At 68.2% G+C, this 26,129-nt stretch carries 21 protein-coding genes and 2 pseudogenes; 10 read left to right on the forward strand and 13 right to left on the reverse strand.

Annotated features, from left to right (window positions below):
* Positions 1 to 7 precede the first annotated feature (7 nt).
* The 4 genes from cydD to C5E41_RS01205 all read right to left on the reverse strand — a co-directional run bounded on the left by cydD (position 8) and on the right by C5E41_RS01205 (position 5,566).
* On the reverse strand, positions 8 to 1,957 hold the full coding sequence (cydD, locus tag C5E41_RS01190) for a thiol reductant ABC exporter subunit CydD (protein WP_104373965.1): 1,950 nt from the start codon (positions 1,955 to 1,957) through the stop codon (positions 8 to 10).
* A 6-nt stretch (positions 1,958 to 1,963) separates the two neighbouring features.
* The gene (cydB, locus tag C5E41_RS01195) at positions 1,964 to 3,025 is read right to left on the reverse strand and encodes a cytochrome d ubiquinol oxidase subunit II (protein ID WP_104373966.1); all 1,062 of its coding nucleotides are present in this window, start codon (positions 3,023 to 3,025) and stop codon (positions 1,964 to 1,966) included.
* A gap of 10 nt (positions 3,026 to 3,035) precedes the next feature.
* On the reverse strand, positions 3,036 to 4,484 hold the full coding sequence (locus tag C5E41_RS01200; RefSeq protein WP_104373967.1) for a cytochrome ubiquinol oxidase subunit I: 1,449 nt from the start codon (positions 4,482 to 4,484) through the stop codon (positions 3,036 to 3,038).
* A 167-nt stretch (positions 4,485 to 4,651) separates the two neighbouring features.
* Entirely contained in the window at positions 4,652 to 5,566 is a 915-nt protein-coding gene (locus tag C5E41_RS01205; RefSeq protein WP_104373968.1) for an aminodeoxychorismate lyase, read from the reverse strand.
* Between the two features lie 165 nt (positions 5,567 to 5,731).
* Between C5E41_RS01205 and ygfZ the strand changes: the two genes are divergently transcribed.
* The 4 genes and pseudogenes from ygfZ to C5E41_RS01225 all read left to right on the forward strand — a co-directional run bounded on the left by ygfZ (position 5,732) and on the right by C5E41_RS01225 (position 9,089).
* Positions 5,732 to 6,847 (forward strand): CAF17-like 4Fe-4S cluster assembly/insertion protein YgfZ, encoded by a 1,116-nt coding sequence (ygfZ, locus tag C5E41_RS01210; protein WP_439956336.1) that lies wholly within the window; start codon positions 5,732 to 5,734, stop codon positions 6,845 to 6,847.
* 23 nt (positions 6,848 to 6,870) lie between these two features.
* A pseudogene (locus tag C5E41_RS01215) lies at positions 6,871 to 7,509 on the forward strand (MOSC domain-containing protein); the annotation flags it as partial.
* Positions 7,510 to 7,733: 224 nt separating this feature from the next.
* Positions 7,734 to 8,696, forward strand: a complete 963-nt coding sequence (locus tag C5E41_RS01220; RefSeq protein ID WP_104373969.1) for an asparaginase — start codon at positions 7,734 to 7,736, stop codon at positions 8,694 to 8,696.
* A 186-nt stretch (positions 8,697 to 8,882) separates the two neighbouring features.
* Positions 8,883 to 9,089 (forward strand): DUF3073 domain-containing protein, encoded by a 207-nt coding sequence (locus tag C5E41_RS01225; protein WP_104373970.1) that lies wholly within the window; start codon positions 8,883 to 8,885, stop codon positions 9,087 to 9,089.
* Between the two features lie 406 nt (positions 9,090 to 9,495).
* Here the strand turns inward: C5E41_RS01225 and purM are convergent, their stop codons facing one another.
* The gene (purM, locus tag C5E41_RS01230) at positions 9,496 to 10,614 is read right to left on the reverse strand and encodes a phosphoribosylformylglycinamidine cyclo-ligase (protein WP_104373971.1); all 1,119 of its coding nucleotides are present in this window, start codon (positions 10,612 to 10,614) and stop codon (positions 9,496 to 9,498) included.
* A 187-nt stretch (positions 10,615 to 10,801) separates the two neighbouring features.
* On the opposite strand from purM, the gene C5E41_RS01235 reads away from it, so the two are divergent.
* Positions 10,802 to 11,668: an alpha/beta fold hydrolase gene (locus C5E41_RS01235; protein ID WP_104373972.1), complete on the forward strand. Its 867-nt coding sequence runs from the start codon at positions 10,802 to 10,804 to the stop codon at positions 11,666 to 11,668.
* Positions 11,655 to 12,278: a TetR/AcrR family transcriptional regulator gene (locus C5E41_RS01240; protein ID WP_104373973.1), complete on the forward strand. Its 624-nt coding sequence runs from the start codon at positions 11,655 to 11,657 to the stop codon at positions 12,276 to 12,278. The genes C5E41_RS01235 and C5E41_RS01240 overlap by 14 nt, the downstream gene beginning before the upstream one ends.
* A 120-nt stretch (positions 12,279 to 12,398) precedes the next feature.
* On the opposite strand, the gene purF is transcribed toward C5E41_RS01240, so the two are convergent.
* Complete coding sequence (gene purF / locus C5E41_RS01245; RefSeq protein ID WP_104373974.1) at positions 12,399 to 14,003, reverse strand: amidophosphoribosyltransferase; 1,605 nt, start codon at positions 14,001 to 14,003, stop codon at positions 12,399 to 12,401.
* 175 nt (positions 14,004 to 14,178) lie between these two features.
* On the opposite strand from purF, the gene C5E41_RS01250 reads away from it, so the two are divergent.
* On the forward strand, positions 14,179 to 15,456 hold the full coding sequence (locus tag C5E41_RS01250; RefSeq protein WP_104373975.1) for a YhgE/Pip domain-containing protein: 1,278 nt from the start codon (positions 14,179 to 14,181) through the stop codon (positions 15,454 to 15,456).
* 1 nt (position 15,457) lies between these two features.
* Here the strand turns inward: C5E41_RS01250 and C5E41_RS01255 are convergent, their stop codons facing one another.
* From C5E41_RS01255 to C5E41_RS01265, 3 genes are all read right to left on the reverse strand, one after another.
* Positions 15,458 to 15,844, reverse strand: coding sequence for a sterol carrier family protein (locus tag C5E41_RS01255; protein ID WP_104373976.1), 387 nt, complete (start codon positions 15,842 to 15,844; stop codon positions 15,458 to 15,460).
* Positions 15,845 to 16,051: 207 nt separating this feature from the next.
* The gene (locus C5E41_RS01260; RefSeq protein ID WP_258080654.1) at positions 16,052 to 16,723 is read right to left on the reverse strand and encodes a CPBP family intramembrane glutamic endopeptidase; all 672 of its coding nucleotides are present in this window, start codon (positions 16,721 to 16,723) and stop codon (positions 16,052 to 16,054) included.
* A 53-nt stretch (positions 16,724 to 16,776) separates the two neighbouring features.
* Positions 16,777 to 18,528, reverse strand: coding sequence for an alpha/beta hydrolase (locus C5E41_RS01265; RefSeq protein WP_104373978.1), 1,752 nt, complete (start codon positions 18,526 to 18,528; stop codon positions 16,777 to 16,779).
* A gap of 139 nt (positions 18,529 to 18,667) precedes the next feature.
* Here C5E41_RS01265 and C5E41_RS01270 point away from each other — a divergent pair, with 139 nt between their 5' ends.
* Positions 18,668 to 18,949, forward strand: a complete 282-nt coding sequence (locus C5E41_RS01270; RefSeq protein ID WP_104373979.1) for a YiaA/YiaB family inner membrane protein — start codon at positions 18,668 to 18,670, stop codon at positions 18,947 to 18,949.
* A 113-nt stretch (positions 18,950 to 19,062) separates the two neighbouring features.
* On the opposite strand, the gene purL is transcribed toward C5E41_RS01270, so the two are convergent.
* Positions 19,063 to 21,357 (reverse strand): phosphoribosylformylglycinamidine synthase subunit PurL, encoded by a 2,295-nt coding sequence (purL, locus tag C5E41_RS01275; RefSeq protein ID WP_104373980.1) that lies wholly within the window; start codon positions 21,355 to 21,357, stop codon positions 19,063 to 19,065.
* A gap of 233 nt (positions 21,358 to 21,590) precedes the next feature.
* Between purL and C5E41_RS01280 the strand changes: the two genes are divergently transcribed.
* Positions 21,591 to 22,901 carry a glycosyltransferase 87 family protein gene (locus C5E41_RS01280; RefSeq protein WP_258080655.1) on the forward strand — a complete coding sequence of 437 codons (1,311 nt, stop codon included), beginning with the start codon at positions 21,591 to 21,593 and terminating at the stop codon, positions 22,899 to 22,901.
* Here the strand turns inward: C5E41_RS01280 and C5E41_RS01285 are convergent.
* Complete coding sequence (locus C5E41_RS01285; protein ID WP_104373981.1) at positions 22,856 to 24,160, reverse strand: M18 family aminopeptidase; 1,305 nt, start codon at positions 24,158 to 24,160, stop codon at positions 22,856 to 22,858. The genes C5E41_RS01280 and C5E41_RS01285 overlap by 46 nt on opposite strands.
* Before the next feature lie 68 nt (positions 24,161 to 24,228).
* Positions 24,229 to 24,663, reverse strand: coding sequence for a MarR family winged helix-turn-helix transcriptional regulator (locus tag C5E41_RS01290; protein ID WP_104373982.1), 435 nt, complete (start codon positions 24,661 to 24,663; stop codon positions 24,229 to 24,231).
* 47 nt (positions 24,664 to 24,710) lie between these two features.
* Here C5E41_RS01290 and C5E41_RS34330 point away from each other — a divergent pair.
* Positions 24,711 to 24,938: pseudogene (locus C5E41_RS34330) on the forward strand (hypothetical protein); the annotation flags it as partial.
* Positions 24,939 to 25,064: 126 nt separating this feature from the next.
* On the opposite strand, the gene C5E41_RS01300 reads toward C5E41_RS34330, so the two are convergent.
* Positions 25,065 to 26,063 carry a LysR family transcriptional regulator gene (locus C5E41_RS01300; RefSeq protein WP_104373983.1) on the reverse strand — a complete coding sequence of 333 codons (999 nt, stop codon included), beginning with the start codon at positions 26,061 to 26,063 and terminating at the stop codon, positions 25,065 to 25,067.
* Positions 26,064 to 26,129: the final 66 nt, after the last annotated feature.

A 26,129-nucleotide genomic window follows, 5' to 3' on the forward strand; every position in this document is an offset into this window, starting at 1 on the left:
ACAGACCTCACCGCACCCACTTCCCTCCGGTCGCGGCTTCGACCGTTGCCGACGCCGTAACGGTCGGGCTCGATACGTGGGCGACGGCGGGTTCGGCCGGCTCCGGCTGCGCGGCATGGCGTTTCGCCGGCTTCGACTCCGGCCGCGCGTGTACCTCGATGATGTGATCGGCGATGGCGAGCACGGTGGGGCGGTGCGCCACCACGACGACCGTCGCGCCCGCGTGAGCTCGCTCGGTCAGGGCGGCGAGAACCGTGGCCTCACTGTGCTCGTCGAGATGGGCGGTGGGCTCGTCGAACAGCAGAATCGGGCGGTCGGCGGCCAGCACGCGAACCAATGCCAGGCGTTGGCGCTGGCCCAGGGACAGACCGACGCCGCCGGGGCCCACCACGGTGTCCCACCCGTTCGGAAATTCGGCGAGGACCGAGTCGAAACCCGTTGCCGCGCAGGCGTTGTCGATGGCTTCGGCGCGGCGGGCCGGATCACCGTCGGCACTACCGTGCCCGGCAGCACGGGCATGCGCGCCGAAGAGTTCGAGGTTCTCGCGCAAGGTGCCGGGCAGCAGCACCGGTCGTTGCGGCAACCAGGCGATATGCGACCACCACTCGTCCGGATCGAGCTCGCCGACCGGGCGCCCGCCCGCCAGAACCGCACCCCGTTCCGGTGACATCAGGTTCAGTATCACTTGCAGCGCCGTCGATTTCCCGCTGCCGTTGGGACCGATGAGGGCGGTCACCGCTCCCGGTCGCAGCACACCCGACAAGCCGGCGGGGGCGTATCCGTCCCGGGCGCGCACCCACACATCACACAGTTCGATGTCTGCGGTCCCCGGTTCGGCCATCGCCGGGACTCGCGCCGCGAGCGGCTCGCCGGATCGCCGGGCATCTACTCGCGCAGGGCCGGTGGGCGCGGGGGCCGCCACCGAGACATCCCGCGCACCGGCGACGCCCACGGAGAGGTCCCGCTCGGCCCGGTCCGGCTCCATTATCGCGAAAGCCCGTTCAGCAGCGGCCATTCCGTCCTGCGCCGCATGGAACCTCTCACCCACCGCACGCAGCGGCAGATAGACCTCCGGGGCGAGGATCAGGCCCAGCAGCCCGGCGTACAGGCCCATATGCCCGAAGACCAGCCGCATGCCGATCGACACGGCGACCAGTGCCACGCACAGGGTCGCCAGCATCTCCAGCACCATCGAGGACAGGAACGCCATCCGCAGCGTCGCCATGGTCCGCTTGTGCAGCGCCTCACCGAGCTCGCGCACCCGGTGCCGCATGGTCGGCGCACCGTCCTCGGCCGCGCCGGTTTCCCGGCCGAGCGCCCGCAGCGTCGGCATTCCGGCGAACAGGTCGAGCATCTGATCCGACAGCCGGGTGGTGGCGGCCAGGGCGTCAGCGGCGCGGCCCTGGGTCATCAGCCCGATCAGGATCATGAAGATCGGGATCAGCGGCAACGTCACCAGGATGATGATCGCCGCGGTGAGATCGTGCACGGCGATCACGGTCAGCACGATGGGCGGTACCAGCACCGCGAGCAGCAGCGCCGGAAGATATCCGGTGAGATAGGCACGCAGACCGCCCAGCCCGTCGCCGACCACCACCACGAGTTCGGTACGGCGGCGGTCCAATTCGCGTGGAGGCAAGGCGGCTCCGGCGGCCAGGACGGAATTCTCCAATTCCGAGACCACCTGGGCGCCGGCTCGATGCGCCAGCCGCGACTGCCACCAGCTCGCCACCGTCCGCACCGCGATCGCTGCCGCCAAAATCGCCAGCTCGGCGGTCCACGCGGCGATTGTGCGCCGGCCGGGATCGCTGATCACGCCCGCCACGATCCGGGCCAGCATCAGCGCCGCGACCACGATGCCCGCTGTGATCACCAGCGACAGTCCCACGCTGAGGATCAGATATCGGCGGGCCGAGCGGGCGTGACGCCACAGCCGGGGATCGACGGGTCGGGCCATCGGGGCCTACCGCGCGCCGCTGCGCATCGACAGGCCGATGGGCGCCGGAATCTGCTCGACGGTGATGCGCTTGCGGAAGACCCAGTACGTCCAGCCCTGGTAGATCAGCACGACCGGAGTGAGCACCACCGCGACCCAGCTCATCACCACCAGCGTGTAATGCGTGGAGGAGGCGCTGACCGTGGGATGTCCGTCGACCATCCGGCCGTCGACGGTCAGCCCGTAGGCGGCGTCGATGGTGGACGGCAGCACGTACGGGAACAGCGCACCGAACAGCAGCACGATCGCGGCGACCACGGTGACGGCGGTGCCGGTGAACGCCCAGCCGTCGCGGTGCCGCAGCACCGCACCACCGGCGAGCAGCAGGCCGAAGACCGCCACGCCCAACGGAATCCAGGTCCAGCCCTGGCCGTGGGCCACCTGCGTCCACAGCGCGAACGCGCCGGCGACCACGGTGGCCGGCAACCAGATCACGCGGGCGATCCGTTCGGCGCTGTCGCGAATATCGCCGCCGGTCTTCAAGGCGATGAAGACCGCGCCGTGCAGGATGAACAGCAGCAGCAGCGTCAGTGCGCCGAGCAGTCCGTAGGGATTGATCAGGCCGAGCAGACCGCCCTCGATCTGCTTGTGCCCGTTGAGCTGTACCCCGTGCACGATATTCGCGAAGGCGAGCCCCCAGGCCAGGGCGGGCACCCAGGAACCGAAGATGATCGCGGCGTCACACCACTTGTACCAGCGGGGATCGTGGATCTTGCCGCGCCATTCGATCGCCACCGCACGCACGATCAACGCCACCAGAATCAGCAGCAGCGCCAGATAGAACCCGGAGAACAGACTGGCGTACCACTCCGGGAAGGCCGCGAACATCGCACCGCCGGCGGTGATCAGCCACACCTCGTTGCCGTCCCAGACCGGCCCGATCGTGTTGAGTACGACTCGTTTTCGCGTTTCGTCGCCGCGGCCGACGATCGGCATCAGTATTCCGACGCCGAAATCGAAGCCCTCGAGTACGAAGTAGCCGGTGAACAGGACACCGATCAGCAAGAACCAGAATTCGGGCAGACTCATCCTCGGCTCCTCAGTACGCGAACGAAAGCTTCTCGACCTCAGGCGTTTCCGTCTCCGCGGGTGGCGATTCAGGCCCCTCGATCACGTAGCGCCGCATCAGGAAGAACCACACGACGGCCAGGGCGCCGTACAGCAGGGTGAAGACGATCAGCGAGGTCAGCACGGTGCCGGCGGTATGCCCGGAGACGGCCTGCTGCACTGTCATCCGGATGGCCGGGTTCCCGGTCGGATTCGGTGCGACCACCCAGGGCTGGCGGCCCATCTCGGTGAAGACCCAGCCCGCGCTGTTGGCCAGGAACGGCGTCGGAATGCAGATCAGGCTCAGCCACTTGAACCAGGGCTGATCCGGTATCCGCCCGCGCCGGGTCATCCAGAAGCCCAGCAGCGCGATGGCGGCCGAACCGATCGCCCAGCCGATCATGGCGCGGAAGGTCCAATAGGTGACGAACAGGTTGGGCCGGTAGTCGCCCGGGCCGTACTTGTCGTTGTAGCTGAGCTGAAGGTCCTTGACGCCCTGCAGCGTGACGTCGCTGAACTTGCCCTCGGCGAGATAGGGCAACACGCCGGGCACCTCGATCACGTGGGTGACGCTGTCGCAGTTGTTGTGCGTGCCGACGGTCAGCACCGAGAAGTCGGGGTCGGTTTGGGTGTGGCACAACGATTCCGCCGAGGCCATCTTCATCGGCTGCTGTTTGAACATCAGCTTGCCCTGGATGTCACCGGTGAACACCAGCGCGATACCGGCGATCACGATCACCCACATACCGCAGCGGGCGGCCGGTCGCCACATGCTCCGAGCCTCGGCGAGCAGCTCCGCGTGGCCCGAGCGGGCGTTGCGGACCATCCACCAGCCGCCGATACCGGCCACGAAGGTGCCCGCGGTGAGGAAAGCACCCGCGACGACGTGCGGAAAGGCCGCCAGCGCGGTGTTGTTGGTCAGCAGTGCGCCGATGCTCTCCAGTTCGGCGCGGCCGGATTCGGGGTTGTAGCGGGCGCCGACCGGATGCTGCATGAACGAGTTGGCGGCGATGATGAAGTAGGCGGAGGCGTTCACGCCGATCGCGACCAGCCAGATGGTGGCCAGGTGGACCAGTTTCGGCAGCCGCGACCAGCCGAAGATCCACAGGCCCAGGAAGGTCGATTCCAGGAAGAACGCGGCCAGGCCCTCCATGGCGAGCGGGGCGCCGAACACGTCGCCGACGAAGCGCGAGTATTCGCTCCAGTTCATGCCGAACTGGAACTCCTGCACGATGCCGGTGGCGACACCGAGGGCGAAGTTGATCATGAACAACTTGCCGAAGAACTTCGTCAGCCGGTACCAATGATCCTTCCCCGTGATCACCCATGCGGTCTGCATCCCGGCGACCATGGGCGCGAGGCCGATGGTGAGCGGTACGAAGATGAAGTGATAGACGGTCGTGATCCCGAACTGCCAACGCGAGACGTCGACGACATCCATCCGGCGGCCTCCTGTGTCATGCGGGACATCCACACCTACTACGACATGTCGTAGTTGAGCCTACGCCGGAACAGCCGTGGGGCAACGAGTCCTACGTCACGACATTCCAACAATTATTGCTGCGCGGTAACGGGTTCCGTATTCGACGCTCCGACACCGAGGGCGAATCAGGTCCAGTCGGCGATATTCCAGGCCCGTTCGATCCCGCGATTCACCAGATCCCTGATTTCGTCGGCACAGTCCGGCGCCGACATCCGCAGCCCATCCAGCGTCGCCACTCGCGCGGCCAGCGTGATGCTCGACAGTAGCCAAACACTGTCGGCGGTAACGAGATCCGCCGTGAACAGCGACTTGTAGCTGCAGTCCCAGCCTGCCTTGCCCGCCTCGGCGAACAACGCGCGCTGGGTGATGCCGGGCAGGACGCCGTCGCGCGCGGGCGGGGTGAGCAACTGCTTGTCGCGCTGGATCACGACCGTCGAGCGCGGGCCCTCCAGCACGCGATGCTCGGTGCTGGTGAAGATCACGTCGTCGGCGTCCTGGCGGGCCGCGAACCGCAGCGCCGCCATATTCGTCGCATAGGAGAGCGTCTTGGCGCCGAGTAGGAGCCACGGGGCGGTGGTCGCGAGTTCGGTGGAAATGCCGCGAGTGAGAGTGATCACCGAAATACCTTCGGCGCGAGCCTTACTCACCCGCTCGGCGACCGGGCTCACCAGCACGTAGCCGGTGAGATCCGGTGCCGGGCCGGACAGTTCGCCCGAACCGACGCGCTTGGACTCGGCGCCGTCGCGGCCCCGCGTCACGATCATGCGCAGCACGCCCTCGCGGTCGGATCCCCACTCCTTGACCGCGGACTCCACCGCGGTGCGCCACTGGGCGACATCCGGGTCCGGCAGGTCCAGCGCTTGGGCCGAGCGGCGTAGCCGAGCCAGATGTAACTCCAGTGCACTCGCCTTACCGTCCCGCACCAGCACCGTCTCGAAGACGCCGTCGCCGCGCAACGTACCGATATCGTCCGCGTAGAGCAACGGCTCGTCCGGATTCCGGACGGTACCGTCGAGTGTCACCAGAACTCGATCCACCATGCGTGGCAGCCTAGGCGAATCGAGCGCTCCAGGCGTGAGTACGCAATCGCCGGGCAACGCCCGGGCGCGCCCCGCGCCGACAGGCATATCCGCGGCATCCTCACCGCATACCCGCGGCAACCCGTGGCGCGGCGCGGGTCGGCGCGACCGCCTATTGTGGAAAATGTGTCCGTGGTTGCCGCCCCCAGTCCACTGCTCGGTCTCCCAGGGGCCGTGCCCGGCCCGCCCGAAAGTCCCGATGCATCGGTCGCCTGGCATTACGGCGATCCCTTCGGGGAACAGCGTGCCGCGGCCCAGCGCGTGGCCGTCGTGGACCGTTCCCACCGCTTCGTGGCGAGGATCACCGGCGCCGAACGGCTGAGCTGGCTGCACACGATTTCCAGCCAGCACATCGCCGAGCTGAGCGACGGCCGGTCCGCCGAGAACCTGGATCTGGACCTCAACGGCCGCGTCCAGCACCACTTCGTGCTCACCGAACTCGACGGCACGGTGTGGATCGATACCGAAGGTGATCGTGGCCCGGCTCTGCTCGACTTCCTGCAGAAGATGGTCTTCTGGGCCGACGCCAAACCCGAGGCCGCATCGGACCACGCGGTCCTGAGCCTGCTCGGGCCGCGGGTGAGCGAGCTGACCGAGGCACTGGGCGTCGCCGCCCTGCCGGAGGTGTACGGCGCGGTCGCCCTGCCCGGCGGCGGGTTCCTGCGCCGCATGCCGTGGCCCACCGAGGATTCCTACGAGCTGGTGGTGCCGCGCGACCGGCTGCGCGAGCTGTGGTCGGCGCTGACCGCGGCCGGCGCCGAACCGGCCGGGCTGTGGGCCTTCGAGGCGCTGCGGGTGGCGGCGTTGCGCCCGCGTATCGGTCTCGACACCGACGATCGGACCATTCCGCACGAGGCCCACTGGATCGGCGGCCCGGACGAATTCGGCGCGGTCCATCTGAACAAGGGTTGCTATCGCGGGCAGGAAACCGTCGCCCGCGTCCACAATCTCGGTAAACCGCCGCGGCATCTGGTGCTGCTGCACCTGGACGGCTCCGCCGATGCCCGGCCCACGGCCGGTGACGCGGTGACCGCCGGCGGCCGCGCGGTCGGCCGCCTCGGCACGGTGATCGACCATTACGAACTCGGGCCGATCGCACTCGCGCTGGTCAAACGCGCGATCCCCGCCGACACCCGGCTGGAGGCCGGCCCGATGGCCGCCGCCATCGATCCGGATTCGATCCCGTCCGATGACGAGCCGCAGGCCGGCCGGCTCGCCGTGGACAAGTTGCGCGGCCGGTGAGCGCGCCCGCAGCGCCCCGGGAAATCGGCGCGATCGGCCACGTACTCGCGGTCTGTGTGCTCCATGCCGAAATCGAGGTGCCCGCGAAGGTGAGCCGGGTCGGCCGGACCGCGATCGACAAACGTCCGGTCGCCGATCGGGTGGCGGTCCGTGCCCTGGGACTGGCCGGTGACCGCGTCTGCGATACGAAACATCACGGCGGCGTCCACCAGGCCGTCTACGCCTACGCCGACGAGGACGCGCGGCAGTGGGGCGAGCAGTTGGGCCGCACGCTGGCGCCCGGCTGGTTCGGCGAGAATCTGCGGGTGTCCGGGCTGCCGGTCAGCGATGCCGTGATCGGTGAACGCTGGCGCGTCGGCGACACGCTGCTCGAGGTCAGCGCACCGCGCGTGCCCTGCGCGACCTTCGGGCACTGGTCCGGCGAGAAGCAGTGGGTCAAGCGCTTCACGCTACAGGCCGATACCGGCGCCTACCTGCGAGTGCTGACCGAGGGCACGATCGGCGCCGGCGACCGGGTGCACGTGGACCACATTCCCGAACACGGCATCACGGTGCGCGACCTGTTCACCGGCCACGATCCGGCACGGCTGGAATACCTGCTGGCCGCCGAACCGACGATCTCCGAGGACGTGCGCATGCAGATCGCCCGGCATGCGCGGCGGGCCGCCAACCGGACGCGGAATACCGAACTCCACGAGGAGATTCGCGCCGCGGCAGTGCAGCAGAAGGCAGTTCAGAAGAAGGCAGCGCAGAAGAAGGCAGCGGATACGGAAGCGCCCACCTCCGCATCGAACGGGACGCTGCCGGCCCCAGCGTTAACCGGCGGGGCGCAGCCCGGTACTTCGGTACCGGCCGCGTGCGGAACCGCCGAACGAGGAGATCGGCCGTGAGCGTAGAACTGGTGGAGGTGGTCCGCTCCGGATTCCGCGAATGCGTGCACCGCGGGTCGGTAGTGATCATCGAACCCGACGGGGAACCGTCGCTGGCCCGGGGCGAGGTGCATCTGCCGATCTTCCCGCGGTCGACCAATAAGCCCATGCAGGCGATCACCTTGCTGCGCAACGGCTTCGAGCCGGTGGACGAGGCGGAACTCGCCATCGCCACCGCCTCGCATTTCGGCGAACCCGACCATCTGGCGCTGGTGCGGCGGCTGCTGGACCGCTTCGGCTTCGACGAGAACAGTCTCGAATGCCCGCCGGATCTGCCGATGGGCGAACAGGCCCGCGCCGAGGCCCTGGCCGGGCGCGATCGTCACTCGGCCCCTCGCAAGATCTACATGAACTGCTCGGGCAAACATGCCGCGATGCTGGCGACCTGTGTGATCAACGGCTGGCCGACCACCGGATATCTCGACCCCTCCCATCCGCTGCAGCAGGCGGTCACGGCCACCATCGCCGAGATCACCGGCGAACCCGAGACCGACCTCGGCATCGACGGCTGCGGCCTGCCGATCGTCCCGGTCTCGCTGATCAACCTCGCCCGCGCCTACGCCGGCCTCGCCACCGCGGCCCCCGGATCACCGGAACGCCGGGTCGCGGACGCGATTCGCCACCATCCTCGAGTGATTTCGGGCACGGACGCCCCCGATCTCGAGACCATGCGCGCGACCCCCGGGCTGGTCTGCAAGATCGGGGCGGACGGCGTGCACGCGGGCGCGCTGCCGGACGGCCGCGCCTTCGCCTACAAGATCGATGACGGCCACGACCGGGCCCGGATGCCGCTGACGCAGGCGATTCTCCAGCGTATGGGGGTCGAGTGGACCGAGGCCCACGCCGCGCTCGCCGGGCCGCCGGTCCTGGGCGGCGGGGCCCGCGTCGGCATCATCCGGGCAATCCCGGGTGCGGTGTAGAAGCTCACCATTTTCGGCGAACCCCCGCTCGACGGCCCCGCGAACGGTGGATGTTCCAGAGTCTTCACCCACTCCTGGAAGCGCGACCGTCTGACACACGCTAAAGTGTCTGTCAGGAAGATTATTAATTCGAACGGGGCCGCCAACCACCCCAGGCCGCCCCGCAGTGACGCGAGGGGGTCAGCCATGGGCCGTGGCCGGGCTAAGGCAAAGCAGACCAAGGTTGCACGCGAGCTGAAGTACAGCTCGCCGTCGACCGACTTCGCGAGCCTTCAGCGCGAGCTGTCGGGGCACTCCCCCCGGCGGAGCGGTGTGCTGTCCGAAGATCATGATTCGGACGAATCGCTCAAGCGCTGGGAGGAAGATGAGGACTACGACGACTGGCGCCGCTGACTCGGATCGACGTGTGCAGGGGGAGGCCTGAGGGGCCTCCCCCTTCGCACGTCGGCAGCGTTTCCGGCTGATAGATCGACCGATCCCCACCTCGATGAGGGCTCGTAGTACGGGTTGCCGCCGCAGGTATCACCGATACCCAGGGCGGCATTACCCGAGTTCGGACTGCTCCGATTCCCACCGTCGCGCACGGTGGACGCTTCGCCGTCCGAGCGCTCCGGGCTGCCGACATGAGCAACCTGTAAGCGCCGCGAGCGACCCCCGAGACATCACCTCCTAGACGTCACCTCCGGAGACGCGCTTCCCGAGACGGCGCTTCCGGAGACGACTCTTCCGGAGACGACGCTTTCGGAGACGACAACGCCTCCTCGCCCGAACCGGTGCGAGGAGGCGTCGGTGTGTCCACTCAGAACCTGGGATGTTCCCCGACCAGCGCCACGCGCGCGGCATCGGCATCCTTGGCCTTCTTGACCGAGCCCAAGGTCCAGCATTCGATATGCCGCGCGGTCAGCACCGCGAGCGCACGATCGGCATCCTCGGGGGCGACCACGGCGACCATGCCGACGCCCATGTTGAAGGTCTTCTCCATCTCCGCCCGCTCGACCCGGCCGCGCTGCGCGATCAGCTTGAAGATCGGCGCGGGATTCCAGGTGCCGCGGTCGATTTCGGCGACCAGTCCAGCCGGCAGTACCCGGGCCAGATTGTTCGCCAGCCCGCCGCCGGTGACGTGGGCGAAGGTGCGCACATCGGTCTCCGCGATCAGCGCCAGACAATCCTTGGCGTAGATCTTGGTAGGTTCCAGCAACTCTTCGCCCAGGGTGCGGCCGAATTCCTCGACGTGCCCGGTAAGCGCCATCCGATCGATGTCGAGCAGCACCCGGCGCGCCAGGCTGTAGCCGTTGGAATGCAGACCCGAGGAGCCCATCGCGATGACGACGTCGCCGGGCCGGACCCGATCCGGGCCCAGCACCTCGTCCGCCTCCACGACGCCGACGCCGGTCGCGGAGATGTCGTAATCGTCGGCGCCCATCAGGCCCGGATGCTCGGCCGTCTCGCCGCCCAGCAGCGCACATCCAGCCCGAATGCAGCCCTCGGCGATACCGGAGACGATCTGCGCGACTCGCTCCGGAACTACCTTGCCGACAGCGATGTAGTCCTGCAGGAACAGTGGTTCCGCGCCGCAGACGACCAGATCGTCGACCACCATGGCGACCAGGTCCAGGCCGACCGTGTCGTGCTTGTCCAGCGCCTGCGCGACCGCGATCTTGGTGCCCACACCGTCGGTGGAGGCGGCCAGCAGCGGTTCCCGGTAGCCACCCTTGAGCGCGAACAATCCGGCGAAACCGCCCAGACCGCCCTGCACCTCCGGGCGGCTGGCCTTCTTGGCCAGCGGCGCGAACAACTCGACTGCGCGGTCGCCGGCCTCGATGTCGACACCGGCGGCGGCGTAAGACGCGCCTCCGGATTGGGCCTCGTCGGCGCCGGTGTCGTTCACACCGGCACCACTCGGGGTCTGCTCAGTCATTGTTCGGGAAAGCTCCAAACCGAATCGGCGGACAGATGCGTGATCACGCTACCGGAGCCGGATAACGAGACCGCACCGGTATTGGCCTGCACGCACGGATTCGAGGCTACCGTCACATCCACCATTGACATACATACGGTATGTAGGTAACTCTGGAACACATCACACCCACTCCGGAAGGCATGTCATGGGAATCAGCACCAGCCTCGGCCCGATTCGACACGTCGCCGTACCGGGCGGCCGCATCCGCTTTCACGACACCGGTTCCGGCTCGCCGGTCGTCTTCGTCCACGGCCTGCTCGTCAACGCCGATCTGTGGCGCAAGGTCGTTCCGGGCGTCGCCGCCGCCGGGCATCGCTGCCTCACCCCGGATTGGCCGTTCGGCTCGCATTCGGAGCCGATGCCCGCCGCCGACCTTTCCCCGACCGGCGCGGCCGATCTGATCGCCGCATTCCTGCGGGAGCTCGATCTCACCGACGTCACCCTGGTGGCCAACGACACCGGCGGGGCGATCACGCAGATCATGCTGTCGCGCGATCGCAGCCGGGTCGGGCGCGTGGTATTCACCAACTGCGACGCCTACGAGAAGTTCTTCCCGCAACCGTTCACTCCGCTGCCGCGGCTCTCGCGCGTACCCGGCCTGCTCACCGCCGTTCTGCAAAGCCTGCGCTTGCGGCCGGCGCAGCGGCTGCCCATCGCCTACGGGTTGGTCACCAAACAGCCGCTGCCGCATGAGATCGCGGATTCCTATCTGCTGCCGAGCCGCCATTCCGCGGCCATCCGCGCCGATCTGCGCCGGTTCCTGCGCGATATTCACAAGCGCCATACCCTCGCGGCCGCACGCAGTTTCGGCGAGTGGGAGGTGCCGGTTCTGCTGGCTTGGGCGCCCGAGGACAAGGTGTTCCGGCTCGATTTCGCGCAGCGGCTGGCGCACGATCTGCCCAATGCCACGCTGCGCACGATCGAGGATTCACTCACCTTCATCTCCGAGGACCAGCCCGAGTTGCTCAGCCAGTTGATCGTGGAGTTCACTCGGCTGCATGCCACGCCGTAGCCAGGAGGACAGATCACGCGCGACGCGGGCGAGTCTCGAGTCGGCCGGGCGGCGGCTGTTCGCCGAACGCGGATATTCCGCGGTGTCGGCGGAGGAGATCGTCGCCGCGGCCGGTGTCACCCGCGGCGCGCTGCACCATCACTACGGCGACAAGCGTGGCCTGTTCATCGCGGTATTGGAGCAGCTCGAGGCGGACAACACCGAGGAGATCCGGCATGCCATCGACACCCTGCCCGACCCGACCGATCTGCCGGCCGCGATGGCGACCGGCCTGCGCACCTTCCTCATGATCAGCCGCCGCCCGGAAACGGTCCGGATCGCCATGTCGGACGGCCCTGCGGTACTCGGCTGGCAGGGCTGGCGGGAGATGGAAGCGCGCCACGGACTCGGGCTGATCACCAATCAGCTGGAACTGGCCGTGGAGTCCGGCCTCGCGCCCGCGGTCCCGGTCCGGACCCTGGCCCAATTGATTCTGGCCGCGATTACCGAGGCGGGCATGATCGTCGCGCACGCCGACGATCCGGATGCGGCCGGCGCCGAGGCCGAGCACTGCATTCTGATGATGCTCGGCGGATTGCTCACACCGCCGAGCACGTCACCGAGCCCCTAGGTCCTAGCCCCTAGGCCCTCGAACCGGCGCGGCATCGAATGCGCTTGCGCCACAGGACGACTCGTCCTTCGATGAACATGGCGGGCCGCCACGACGACCGGCCCGGCCACGACGTGACGCTCAGGGGCGGCTCAGCGCGCTCGCGTTGGCATTCTCGCCCAGGAGTTCCGATTCCGGTTTACCGGAAAGAATCCCCTCGAGGACGTTCTTGCCGACGGCAGCCTCGTCGGGCAGCGGGATCGGGTATTTGCCGTCGAAGCAGGCACAGCACAGCCGGGTGCGCGGCTGCTCGGTGGCCGCGATCATGCCATCGAGCGAGATGTAGCCCAGGCTGTCGGCGCCGATGGAACGCCGCACGCTTTCGACCATCGCCGCTTCCGAATCCTGCGACCCCTCGGCCATTTCCGGCCCGGCGCCGTTGGCGATCAACTCGGCCGGCGAGGCGAAGTCGATGCCGTAGAAGCACGGCCACTTCACCGGCGGGGAGGCGATGCGTACGTGGATCTCCAGCGCCCCGGCCTCGCGCAGCATCCGGATCAGCGCGCGCTGGGTGTTGCCGCGCACGATCGAGTCGTCGACCACGATCAACCGCTTTCCGCGAATCACCTCGCGCAGCGGGTTGAGCTTGAGCCGGATACCGAGCTGGCGGATGGTCTGGCTGGGCTGGATGAAGGTGCGGCCCACGTAGGCGTTCTTCATCAGGCCCTGGCCGTAGGGCACGCCGGAGCCTTGGGCGTAGCCCACCGCGGCGGGCGTGCCGGATTCCGGGACCGGAATCACCAGATCGGCCTCGACGGGATGTTCGGCGGCCAGCCGGCGACCGATGTCGACCCGGGTGGCGTGCACCGAGCGACCGGCGATCGTCGAATCCGGCCGGGCCAGATAGACGTATTCGAAGACACAGCCCTTCGGTTCGGGGTTGGCGAACCGCAACGAACGAACTCCGTCGGCATCGATCGCCAGCAGTTCGCCCGGCTCGATCTCCCGGACGAACGAGGCGCCCACGATGTCGAGCGCGGCGGTCTCGCTGGCAACCACCCAGCCGCGATCGAGGCGGCCCAGGCACAGCGGCCGCACACCCTGCGGATCCCGCGCCGCGTAGAGGGTGTGCTCGTCCATGAAGGTCAGGCAGAAAGCGCCGCGCAGCGTGGGCAGCAACTCCATGGCCGCCTGCTCGATGCTCTTGTCGGCCGCGGCATGGGCCAGTAGCGCGGTCATCACATCCGAATCCGAGGTGGCGGTGATCGCACTGCCCGGCAGCCGGCCGTTGATCAGACCCAATTCCCGGGCCCGCGTCGCCAACTCGGCGGTGTTGACCAGATTTCCGTTGTGTCCCAACGCAAGTCCGGTGCCGACGGCCGTGGTGCGGAAGATCGGCTGAGCGTTCTCCCAGATGGTGGAACCGGTGGTGGAGTACCGGCAGTGCCCGATGGCGATATGCCCCGGCATCGCCGCCAGCGTCTGTTCGTCGAAGACCTGCGAGACGAGGCCCAGATCCTTGAACACCAGTACCTGTGAACCGTCCGCGACCGCGATACCGGCGGCCTCCTGGCCGCGGTGCTGCAGTGCGTACAGGCCGTAGTACGTGAGCTTGGCCACATCCTCGCCCGGAGCCCAGACGCCGAAGACGCCACACTCCTCGCGGGGTTCGTTCTCCGGCTCGTCGACTGCGGAGATATTCCGGCCTGCGGAGGTGTTCGGGATCGACAGATCGGCGTGGGTCACCGTTTGCTCCCTGTTAGTCGGGCGGGGGGCACTCGTCATTCTACGGGTCATCCGCGCGAAACCCACGCCCGGATCCGCCGGGTGGCGAGCTGTTTGCTGCTACGGTTCGTCCGTGGCGAGTACCGACATCGCACTACAAAGTCGAAATCTACGGCGGCTTATTCCATTTCGATGGATGTTCCCTGTGGCGGTCGTCTCAGTGGTGGCGGCGTTGTTGGGCCTGCTGTACCTCGACTATGTCGTCGACCCCCAGCGGAATCTGCACGACTTCCCGATCGCCCTGGTCAACCAGGATGTGGGTGAGACGCTCGGCGCGCCCGGCCAGGAGAAACACGTGAACTTCGGCGATCAGGTCGCCGACGGGCTGCGTGCCGCCGTGCCCGCCGACCAGATCGATCTGCGCGTACTCGGGCTACCGGAGGCCCAGCAGCAGATGCAGAACGGCCAGGTCTACGGTGCGGTCGTCATCCCCAGCGATTTCAGTAAGCGGCTGGGGATCCTGGGTGTGGGCAGTGTCATACCGGGCGATATCGAGCGGCCGATCATCACGTTGATGACCAATCCGCGTTCGGGCACCTACGCCACGCAGATCGTGGTGCGTTTCGGGGATCAGGCGTTGCCACAGATCAACGACAAGGTGGGACAGCAGCTCACCGAGCAGGTGCGCGCTCAGCTCACCCCGGCGCCGGGCGGCCCACCGGCCCCCGAACTGTCCGGTGCGACCCGCCTCACCCTCACCCAACCGCTGCAGATCCTGGTGCAGGAGTTCCATCCCCTGCCCGGCGGTTCCGGCCAGGGGCTGACGGCGTTCTTCTACGCACTGCTGTTGCTGATGGCGGGCATGCTCGGCGCCATGATCGTGCATACCATGATCGACTCTGCCCTCGGCTTCGTACCGACCGAATATGGGCCGTGGTACGTGCACTATCCCGCCACACCCGTCTCCAGGCTTCGCACACTCCTGATCAAATGGGCGGTCATGGCGGTGGCCGCGGTGGTGGTCTCCGCGATACTGCTCGGCATCGGCGCGGCGCTGGGGATGCCGTTGGACAATCCGCTGGGCCTGTACCTCTACGGGGTGCTCGCGATCGTCGCGGTCGGCTTCACCGGTATCTCCATCCTGGCCGCGATCGGGTCGGCCGGTCTGCTGGTGAACATGATCCTGTTCATCGTGCTGGGCCTGCCGTCCTCGGGCGGCACGGTTCCGATCGAGGCGACACCGAGGTATCTCGGCTGGCTGGCCACCTTCGAACCCATGCATCAGGTGTTCCTGGCGGTGCGTTCGCTGTTGTATTTCGACGGCAACGGCGCGGCCGGCTTCACCCGCGGATTCTGGATGACCGTGCTCGGCCTCACGATCGGAGTGGTGCTCGGAGGGGTCGTGACGCGCTTCTACGACCGAAAAGGGTTGGAGCGCAAGCCGATCAACCGTACCGAGCCAGCCCCGGCCTAGGTCACAGCGCGACCAGCGGCAGCCAGCGGGCCAACTCTCCCGCGCGGATTCCCGAGGCGCTCAACGCGCCCGAATCCACCGCAGCGTCGAAATCCAGCAGTCCGGTCGCGAGCAGCAACCACGTCCGCGGGTCGGTCTCCACCACATTCGGCGGCGTCCCCCGGGTGTGCCGCGGACCCTCGATACATTGCACCGCCACGAACGGCGGTACCCGCACCTCCACCGAGGCGCCCGGCGCCGCGGCGGCCAGACTCCGCGCGGTCCCGCGCACGGCCGCCGCCAGCTCGGACCGCCCCGGCTGTGCCGCCGACTCGTCGCGCAGCCACGCGCCGACCGCCGCGACCGAATCACGCACCTGAGCAGGGTCCACAGCCGAACGTCGCGCCATTCCACCGAGCGTAGCGAGCGGGCCGGACACATCGTGCCGGTGGGCGGGGTGAGGGCATCGGCCGCACGCCGGACGCGATCTGTCCACAACCGTCAACAGGGCGGCGGATGGACAAGGCGGGCGGACGACGTCTGCCGGAGGGCGCGGCGTGCGGAGTCGGGAGCCCGGGCTCCGGCCGGCGGAGGCGTCGCCCGGCAAGCCGGGTCGCTAACGCGGAGCGCCACCTTCGGCCGGCGGAGGCGTCGCGACGCGGCGGTCCCGTAGTGCGCGGGCCCACCGGGGAGCGAGCGCGCCGCCGGCATTCAGGGCGAGGTGGGCGAGGGCGGGCGCCGTCGCGCTGCCGGTGTGGCGGCGAAGCCACGAGAAGAGCAGGCCGCCCGCGGTGGTGACGGCGACAGTGGCGGCGACGCTATCGCCGGCGGACCGCGCCGGATGAATGTGCCACAGGCCGAAAACCAGTGCGCCGCAATACGTCCGCACGGGCCCCGCGCCGTCGAAGAGCCGATCCAGCGTCCCCCGGAAGATCAGCTCCTCGCTGTAGACGGTACCCATCGGAATGTGGATGCCGACCCATTCGGCCGTACTCACCTCCGGCTCGCGATCGGCGACCTCCGCTATTCGGTTCCGGATTCCCGGGACGGCGAGGCCCAGGCCGTACGCAGCACAGATCACACCGAATGCGGCGGCGCCCCAGGCGAATCCGCGCCGAGACCGCCACTCCGGCCGGCCGCCGAATGCCGCGGCATACCCGGTCGCGAACGCGGCGGCGGCGACCGTGCGACCACGTATGCCCGGCCCCAGCCTCGGCAGCACGAGATTGCTCCACATCAGTGCGATACAGGACGCCGACAGGATGCGCACCGCCCTTCGGTCACCCACCGATCCGCACCTTGCGAGTGCGCGTTCCGGCCGTAGCGCGAGGATTCCGTCTCTCATTTCACCGCGCGTTCGAACGCTTCCGACAGTTCCAGCTGCGTCCGGATATTCTCCTGCAGTTGTGGATTCCAGTCCGGAGGCGGCAGTACCGCGGCCCAACCGTCGAGGACGAGGGTGCCGTAGTTGTGACCGTGCCCGTCGCTGACCCCTTGGGCGTTGGTCAGGTCGGCGGCGACCTGCCAGAAGGTGACCAGCGGCCACCAGCGCATCTGCGTGGACACGTCGGAGCCGCGCGGCTCGGAGAGCCAACGCGGTTGGGAGAAGATCAGATCCGGCGACCACCAGACGATGGGGTCGGAGGGATGTTGCAGATAGGCGATGCGCGGATGCCGCCATTCCGGCGACGGCTTCGTCAGATCCGCCGCGCTGGAAGCGAATCGAACCACGAGGCCGTCGGCGTAGATCGGTTCCACCTCGCGGGTGCCGGGGTCGCGGCGCTCGACGAACTGTTTCCACAGCCGATTGGAATTCGGCGGTCCCACCCAGAGCGCGCCGTCGACCTTGGCGCGCAGATCGGCCAGGCCGTCGAAGGCCGCCTCCGACCCCTGCGAACCCAGGCTTTCCCCGTAGACCAGCAGCTTCGGCCGCGACTGCGCCGGCCGCGCCGACCATGCGGCGTAGACCGCGTCGAACATCTTCTTCCCCGCTACCGCGACCTTCTGCCGGTCCGCGAGGAACGACAGCACACTCGGCAGATACGAGTACTGCGAGGCGACGATCGCGGTGTCGCCGCCGTACATGTACTCGAGCGCGCCCGCGGTCGTCGAGTTCACCCATCCGGTTCCGGTGGTGGTGACGATCACCAGCACCTTGCGGTCTAAGGCGTGCGTGCGTTCGAGTTCAGCGACCGCCAGCTGTTCCTGGGTCTGTCCCTCGGCCGCCGATCCGAGACCGACGTAGATCCGAACCGGTTCGCGCGCGGGCTTTCCCGTCACCGCGCCGATCCGGAAGGCATCAGGTCCGTGCGAGACGAACCACCGGCCCTCCGAACCGAGCGTGTCCCATGCGGCCAGGGACTTGGGGCTGCCGGAGCGCTCGGGTTCGGTCGGCTGCACCGCGTACGGCGTCATCTTGTCGTTGCGCACGCTGAACGCCGAGTTGGCGACGGTGAAGAAGGCCTCCAACAGCACACCGTTGAACAGCAGCACCGCCACCACGGTCAGCACGATCGCGCCGACGCCCGGGGCCAGTTTCGGCGGCACCCAGCGGCTGAGCAGACGGGCGAAGAACCGCACGATCCACCGCACCGTCCGGTAGATCGCCACCACCAGCGCGGCCACCGCGACGCTGAGCCCACCGGTGCGCAGATAGGCGGCGCGCGTGGTGCCTTCCATATCCATCAGGCCGTAGATCTGCCGTTGCCAGTCGGCCGAGAGGACCAGCATGTAGATCGCGGTGAGCAGGCAGATCGTGAGGAACGTCACCTTCACCGCATAGCGAATCCGCAGCGACGGTGTGCGAAAACGCAAGCGTGGTCGGATGAGTCTGCGAAAGCCCCACTCCAGCAGACAGCCCACGCCGTAACCGATGGCGGCATTCAGACCGCTGATCAGACCTTGGAACAACCAGTCGCGCGGCAGCAGTGACGGCGTCACCGACCAGGCGAAAAACACTGTCGCGGTGACCAGTCCGACGTAGTTGAGGGCGATGATGTCGTCCTCGAGCCGGCGCAGCAGCAACAGACCTCGCCGATAGACCACAACGCCGCGCGTACGCAGCGTTGTGAGAGTCTCGGCAGTATCGAGCATCAGTCAAGTATGGCGGTCGGTGTTCGGAAATCGGGGACCTCGCCACGTGAGGCAAACAACTGCCACAACGGGAATTACCGGGGGTACTCGAGTAGTTCTACGCACGATCCCCGCGGTCCGGCACCGCAGACTCGACGGTATGAGCACTCCCACCCAGCAGAAGAGCAGCCCCGCATTCCTGGCCCAGGCCGCGATCGCCTTCGGTGTCAGTTTCGTCGCTGCCACCGCGGGCATCGTCTTTCTGCCGCTGGATATCTGGCAGCGCGGATTCCTGTTGATGACAACGCTGTTCATGGTCTCGAGCACCTTCACCCTCGCCAAGGTGATCCGCGACCAGTTCGAGTCCGCGCGCGTCCATCAGCGCATCGACGAGGCCCGCGTGGAAAAGCTGATGGCCGAACACGATCCGTTCCGGGTGTGAGCGGACCGCGGCGCCGGCAGCGTCTGATGGCACCCTGCGCGGCTCCCTCCGTGGTTACGCGCACTGCCGCCTCCGGTCGCGTCGCTCCGGGTGCTGCCGCGGTCCGCCTCGGCTCACTCCGCGGTGGTGCCGAACAGCGCGGGCAGGGTGCCCTCGTAGGCGGTGCGCAGTTCGTCCATCGTGATCGAGAACTGGCCCTGCACCTCGACCGAGTCCGAGCCCTGATCCACCACGCCGATGCGCACCCACGGCAGTTCGCGCGCGGTGCACATCTTGGTGAAACGCGTTTCCTCCGACCGCGGGACCGCGACCAGGACGCGTCCGGCCGATTCCGAGAACAGCGTGACGAACGGGTCGTCCCCCTCGGGCAGCAGGATGCGCACACCGGTTTCGCCGGCCAGCGCCCCCTCCACGACCGCCTGGGCCAGCCCACCCTCGCTGAGATCGTGCGCGGCGCTGATCATTCCGTCGCGTGAACCGGCGGTCAGCACCTCGGCGAGCAACTGTTCGCGAGCGAAGTCCACCCGCGGTGGCACACCGCCCAGATGATCGTGCTCGACCTGCGACCAGATCGATCCGTCGAATTCGTCGTGGGTCTCGCCGAGCAGGATCAGCGTCTCTCCGGGCTCGGTGCCGAATCCGGTCGGGATGCGCCGGTGCACATCATCGATGACGCCGAGCACGCCGACCACCGGGGTCGGCAGGATCGCGGTCTGGCCGGTCTGGTTGTAGAAGCTGACGTTGCCGCCGGTGACCGGAATGCCCAGGGCCACACAGCCGTCCGCGAGGCCGCGCACGGCCTGCTGGAACTGCCACATCACACCCGGATCCTCGGGAGAACCGAAGTTGAGGCAGTTGGTGACCGCCTTGGGCGTCGCGCCGGTGCTGGCGACGTTGCGGTAGGCCTCGGCCAGTGCCAGCTGCGCGCCGGTGTAGGGGTCGAGTTTGGTGTAGCGGCCCGAGGCGTCGGTGGCCAGGGCGATGCCCCGGCCGGACTCCTCGTCGATGCGGATTACGCCCGCGTCGGCATGTTCGGCCAGCACGGTGTTGCCGCGCACGTAGCGGTCGTACTGCTCGACGATCCACTTGCGGCTGCACAGCTGTGGGCTGGAGATCATCCTCAGCAGCGTGGCCCGCAGTTCGTCGCCGGACTTCGGCCGGGCCAGCCCAGCACTGGTGTCGGCGACCAGCGCGGCCTGCTCCTCGGGGCGCTGCACGGGCCGCTCGTAGACGGGGCCTTCGTGCGCGACGGTGCGCGGCGGCACGTCCACCACGGTTTCGCCGTGCCATTTCACCACCAGGCGGTCGCCGTCGGTGACCTCGCCGATCACGGTGGCCAGCACATCCCACTTGTGGCAGACGGCCATGAACGCCTCGACGTTGTCCGGCGTCACCACCGCGCACATGCGTTCCTGCGATTCGCTCGAAAGCACTTCCGCGGGTGTCATATTCGCCGCGCGCAGCGGCACCTTGTCCAGGTCGATGCGCATCCCGCCGTCACCGGCCGCCGCCAATTCCGATGTCGCACAGGACAATCCGGCGCCGCCGAGGTCTTGAATACCGACCACCAGTCCGGCGTGGTACAGCTCGAGACAGCACTCGATGAGCACCTTCTCGGCGAACGGGTCGCCCACCTGCACGCTGGGCAGTTTCTTACGACCGGAGCCGGATTCGTCACCCGCGAAGGTGTCCGAAGCCAGCACCGACACGCCGCCGATACCGTCCAGACCGGTCCGCGCGCCGAACAGCACGATCTTGTTGCCGGTTCCGGAGGCGAAGGCCAGGTGCAGATCCTCCACCCGCATCACGCCCGCGCACAGCGCGTTCACCAGTGGATTGCCCTGGTAGGAGGCGTCGAAGACGGTTTCGCCGCCGACGTTGGGCAGGCCGAGGGAGTTGCCGTAGCCGCCGACACCGCGCACCACGCCGTCGACCACCCGCCGGGTGTCGGGATGGTCGGCGGCACCGAAGCGCAACTGGTCCATCACCGCGATCGGCCGCGCGCCCATCGCCATGATGTCGCGCACGATGCCGCCGACACCGGTGGCCGCACCCTGGTACGGCTCGACATAGGAGGGGTGGTTGTGGCTTTCCACCTTGAAGGTGACCGCCCAGCCGTCACCGATGTCCACCACGCCCGCGTTCTCGCCGATACCGGCCAGCATCGAGGCGCGCATCTCGTCGGTGGTGGTCTGACCGAAGTAGCGCAGGTGCACCTTCGAGGATTTGTAGGAGCAGTGTTCGCTCCACATCACCGAGTACATCGCCAGCTCGGCATCGGTGGGGCGGCGGCCCAGAATGTCGCGGATGCGCGCGTACTCGTCGTCCTTGAGACCCAGCTCCTTGTACGGCTGCGGGATATCCGGAGTGGCTGCGGCGGCGCTGACGGTGTCGACGTGGACAGTCACGGTGGGCTACCTAGGTCCTTTCGGCCGGGCAAACGTGCAGCTACGAGCTCCGACGCTGGAGTGAGAGACGGAATGCACGCGGATGGTGAGTCCAGGCCAGTCTAATGGGCCGCCCGGAGGAGGCAGCGGAGTGTTACCACGGAGGGCGGCCCATTGGACCGCAAACACCATTGCCTATCGGGTGGCAAACCCACCCCGGCCAGGCAGCACCTGGTCACCGGTACGCTGAGCCGGTGAACGATCGATCCAGGGTCGCAGATCCGGACGAACTGCCCGCGACCACGTCGTCCGCGCGGTCCACCGGGGGGCTGACGACTCGGCAGCGACGACTGCTCATGATCGCGATCGCCTTGTTCGTCGTCTCGGCGATCGTCTCCTGGGCCGCCCACATCTGGACCGGCTACATCGATCTCCAGGTCTACCGCAACGGAGCCCGCACGTGGCTCGACGGTGGCGACCTGTACGGGCCGATGCCCAAGGTCTACGGCATCGGACTGCCGTTCACCTACCCGCCGCTGGCGGCCCTGTTCTTCGCGCCGCTCGCGCTGATGCCGCTCGCCGTCGCCGAATGGCTGGTGCTGCTCACTTCGATGGCGAGCCTCGCGGTCACGCTGTGGCTGGTCCTGGTCCGGGTGCGGCCGGGGATGGACCGGTCTTCCCGGGTGATCCTGCTGATCGGGGCGCTGGCCGTGCTCGGCCTGTCCGAACCGGTGCGCCAGACCTACAACTTCGGCCAGATCAATCTGGTCCTGATGGCGGCCGTCGCGCTGGACGCACTGGTCCGCAAGCCGTTCTGGCCGCGCGGCATGCTGATCGGAATCACGGTGTCGGTGAAGCTGGTTCCGGCCGGCTATCTGCTCTACTTCCTGCTGCGCCGGGACTGGCGCGCCTGCGTCACGCTCATCGGCTCGGCGATCGGCGCGATCGCGCTGGCATACCTGCTGTTCCCGCACGATTCCACCGAGTACTGGTTCCACACGCTGATCGACACCGGTCGCATCGGACCGCCGCAGTACGCGGGCAATCAGTCGCTCAAGGGGTTCGCGTTCCGCCTGGGCGTCTCCGATACCGCCGCGACGGGTATCTGGATCGGGCTGTCGCTCATCGCGGTCGGACTCGCCGCCCTGTGGATGAAACGGCTGCTCGACGCCGGTCACCACGTGTCCGCGCTGCTGGTGAACTCGGCGGCGGTCCTGCTGGTCTCGCCGGTCTCGTGGTCGCACCACTGGGTGTGGGTCGCCCCCGCCCTGCTGGTCGCGGGCGACCTGATCGCCCGGATGCCGGCCGCGGACGCCCCGGGTACGCCGGGACGCGCGGCACGGCGGCGGCGGATGTGGATCGCGGTCACCGCCGCGATCACGGTGCTGTTCATGGTCGGGCCGCAGTGGGTGCTGCCGCACAACGCCGACCGCGAACTCCGCTGGGCGTGGTGGCAGCAGATCATCGGCAGCAGCTATGTGCTGGTGGCCTTCGCCGCGCTGGTGATCGCGGCGATCGCCTACCGCCCGAGTGGCATGAGGAACGCCGCCAGCGCCGCCGAATAGGAGGCCACGTCCGCGGCGCCCATCAGTTCGCGCGCCGAATGCATCGCCAGCTGCGGTGCGCCCACGTCGACGGTCGGCATGCCGGTACGCGCCGCGGTCATCGGGCCGATGGTGGAACCGCACGGCAGATCCGCGCGATGCACGTACCGCTGCAGCGGCACCCCGGCCTGCGCACAGGCCAGGGCGAAGGCTCCGGCACCGACCGCATCGGTGGCGTAGCGCAGATTCTGATTCACCTTCAGCACCGGGCCACCGCCGACCTCGATGCGATGCGAGGGCTCGTGCCGGTCCGGATAGTTGGGATGGGTGGCATGGGCCATATCACCGGAGGCACAGATCGAACCGGCCAGTGCCGCAAGGTAATCCGCGCGGCCACCGCCGCGGGCGAGCACGATTCGCTCCAGAATTGCGGGCAGCAGATCCGATTGGGCGCCGCGGTCGGATTGGCTGCCGACCTCCTCGTGATCGAACATCGCCAGTACCGGGGTGCTGCCGCCGTCGTGGTCCGCGGCGGCCAGGAACGCCTGTAGGCCGGCATAGCAGGTGGCCTGGTTGTCCAGCCGCGGCGCACTCACCAGATCCTGGTCGCGGCCGACCACCCGGCTCGGTTCCAGGTCGTGGGTCATCAATTCCCACCCGAGCACGTCGTCGGCGCGGACGCCGGCCTGCTCGGCGACGTAGGCGATGAACGAGCGCGGCCGCTCCCCCAATCCCCAGATGCCGTTGACGTGGCGTTGCGGATCCAGCGTCACCCCGCGCCGATCCTCGGACAGGTGGATGGCCAGTTGCGGCACCCGGACCAGCGGATCGTCGACGCGGACCAGCCGCTGGCCCAGTTCGTCGCCCTCGCGCACGGTGAGCCGGCCCGAGATGCCGAGATCACGGTCCAGCCAGGAATTGAGCCAGGCGCCGCCGTAGGGTTCCAGGCCGATCAACTGCCAGCCCGCGACGGCCAGATCGGGATGCTGTTTGACGCGCAGATTCGGACTGTCGGTGTGCGCGCCGACCACCCGGAACGCCCCGGCCGGATCGGTGGTCGTCGCGGCCCAGGCGACCAGCGATCCGCCGCGGATCACGAAGTAGCGGCCCACTCCCCCGTTCGTCTCCGCCGACTCGGCCCACGGCCGGGCCTCGGGCAGTTCGGTGAATCCGTGGGCCGTCAATTCGGCTGCCACCGTGCGGCATACGTGAAACGGGGACGGCGAGGCATCGATGAAGGCGCACAGCCCGGAGGCCGTCGCGGTGGTGGAGACCGGCATACCAGCGATCCTATCGGCTGCCGGAATTGCCGGATTATCGCCGAGTAGGCGGCCGCGCTCCGAACGGATCAATCCGACTGGGTATCGACCATCAACTCGAGCAGTCGCAGCAATTCCGCGTGATTTCGCGCGCCGATTCGTTTACGCAATTCCTCTTCAGCGAGTGACTCCTGCTCGCGAACCGAATCCACCAGATCCTTGCCGCGATGGGTCAAACCGATGAGAATGCGGCGGCGGTCGTCCTCGGCCGCAATTCGAAAGATCAGGCCGCGCTCGGCCAGGGCGTCGGCGTGGCGGGTGGCCGACGAGGGCGGTAGCTGGGCACGAACCGCCAGCTCGCTCATGGTGATGCCGGAGCGGTCGGACAGATTCGACAGCATGGCCCACTGGTCGGCGGTCAGCTGCCTGGCACACAGTGCCGCGTCGAGGTGCCGGAGCCAACCGCGTTCCGCAGCTCGCAGCGCCCCGTGCAGCGTGGCGACGCCACTGACAATGGTCGACATATTCTCCGCCCCATCATTTCGCTCGGATACGAAGAAGGGTACCGAATGTGCTCCTTCGGCGAGAGCCCGGACGAAGTGGTCGAGGTCCTGAATATCGTCCCCCTGCAGGGCCCGTCGGAATTGTCGCGCCGTCCTGTGAAGCGGCGATTTCCTCGGCTGCGAAAGAAATCAACAGCGGCACAGGAATTCTGGGCCGGCAGGTACGGGTGACGACCATCGACGGCGGCCGCTGCCCGGCCGAGGTGGCCGACGAGGTCTCGGCGCCGCTGGCCACCGGAATGGCCGATGCCATCACCGGCTGGCGCATCTCGGCGGTCCGCCAGGCGGTTGCCGGGTCACGGGCGGGCGGGTTCCGTATCTGTTCGCCAATGTCCACTGACGCCGCTGTACCGGCATCGCGCTCAGTCGAGCCCCAGGCCCGTGCGCGTGACCTCGGCCGAATCATTCGGTGGCGCAATGGTTTCCGGTCCCGGTGCAGCGACCGACGGCCGATCCGGACCGAGCCCCTTGTCGACGGCGGCGGCCCGGACCGCGTTCACGACGAACAGCAGCGCCGCCCGGCGTGCCGTATTGGTGCGATAAGCCAGTGAGACGGTCCGGGTGAGACCCTCACCGAGCCCGACGATATCCACGCCGGGCGGCCGCAGCGCCAGCCCCAGGTCCGAGACCAGCGTGACGCCCAGTCCGGCCGCGACCATCGCCATCGCCGTCGACTGCTCCTCCACTTCGTGGTCGATGCGCGGTTCGACCCCGCCGGACTGGAAGGCCAGCCGGACCGCATGACCGAAATGGGAGCGAGCGGGCGCGAGGATCCACGGATGTTCCGCCAGACCGGCCAGCGTCACCGTCGGCGCCGGCACCGCTCCGGCCGGCACCGCCGCGTAGAGCCGCTCGACCGCGATCACGGCGCGTTCCAGACCGCGGTCCCAGGTCATGGGGGAATTCGAATAGTCGAGGACGAATGACAGGTCCAGGGTGCCGTCGCGAACCGCGGCAGCCGTCGCCTCCGGCGCGAGTTCCCTGGTCCGCACCAGAATGCCCGGATGGGCGCGGGCGAGCGCGGTGAGCGCGTCGGGCAGCAGACCCGAGGCGACCGAGGCCCACACCCCGGCGGTGAGTGTCGCCGACACCGACTCCCCGGACTCCTCCAGCGCCTGTGTGGCCCGCTCCACCGAGGCGAGGATCTCCTCGGCGTGCTCGGCGAGCAGAACTCCGCGATCGGTGAGTTGCAGCCGGCGCCCGCGCCGCTCGAACAGCCGCAGCCCCACGTCCCGCTCCAACTGCGCCAGCTGTTGCGACACCGCCGAGGCGGTGTAGTGCAGCGCACCCGCGGCCGCGGTGATCGTGCCGCGCCGATGCAGCTCGCGCAGCATGCGCAGGCGAGGCAGCGACAGGTCCATGGCATCGAGCGTAGGCGCTGCGCGGAAACCGTACGCACGGCTGACAACGCGGTCCGGTACCGCTGT

The sequence above is a fragment of the Nocardia nova genome (genome assembly GCF_002933465.1).
Lineage (GTDB): Bacteria > Actinomycetota > Actinomycetes > Mycobacteriales > Mycobacteriaceae > Nocardia > Nocardia nova_B.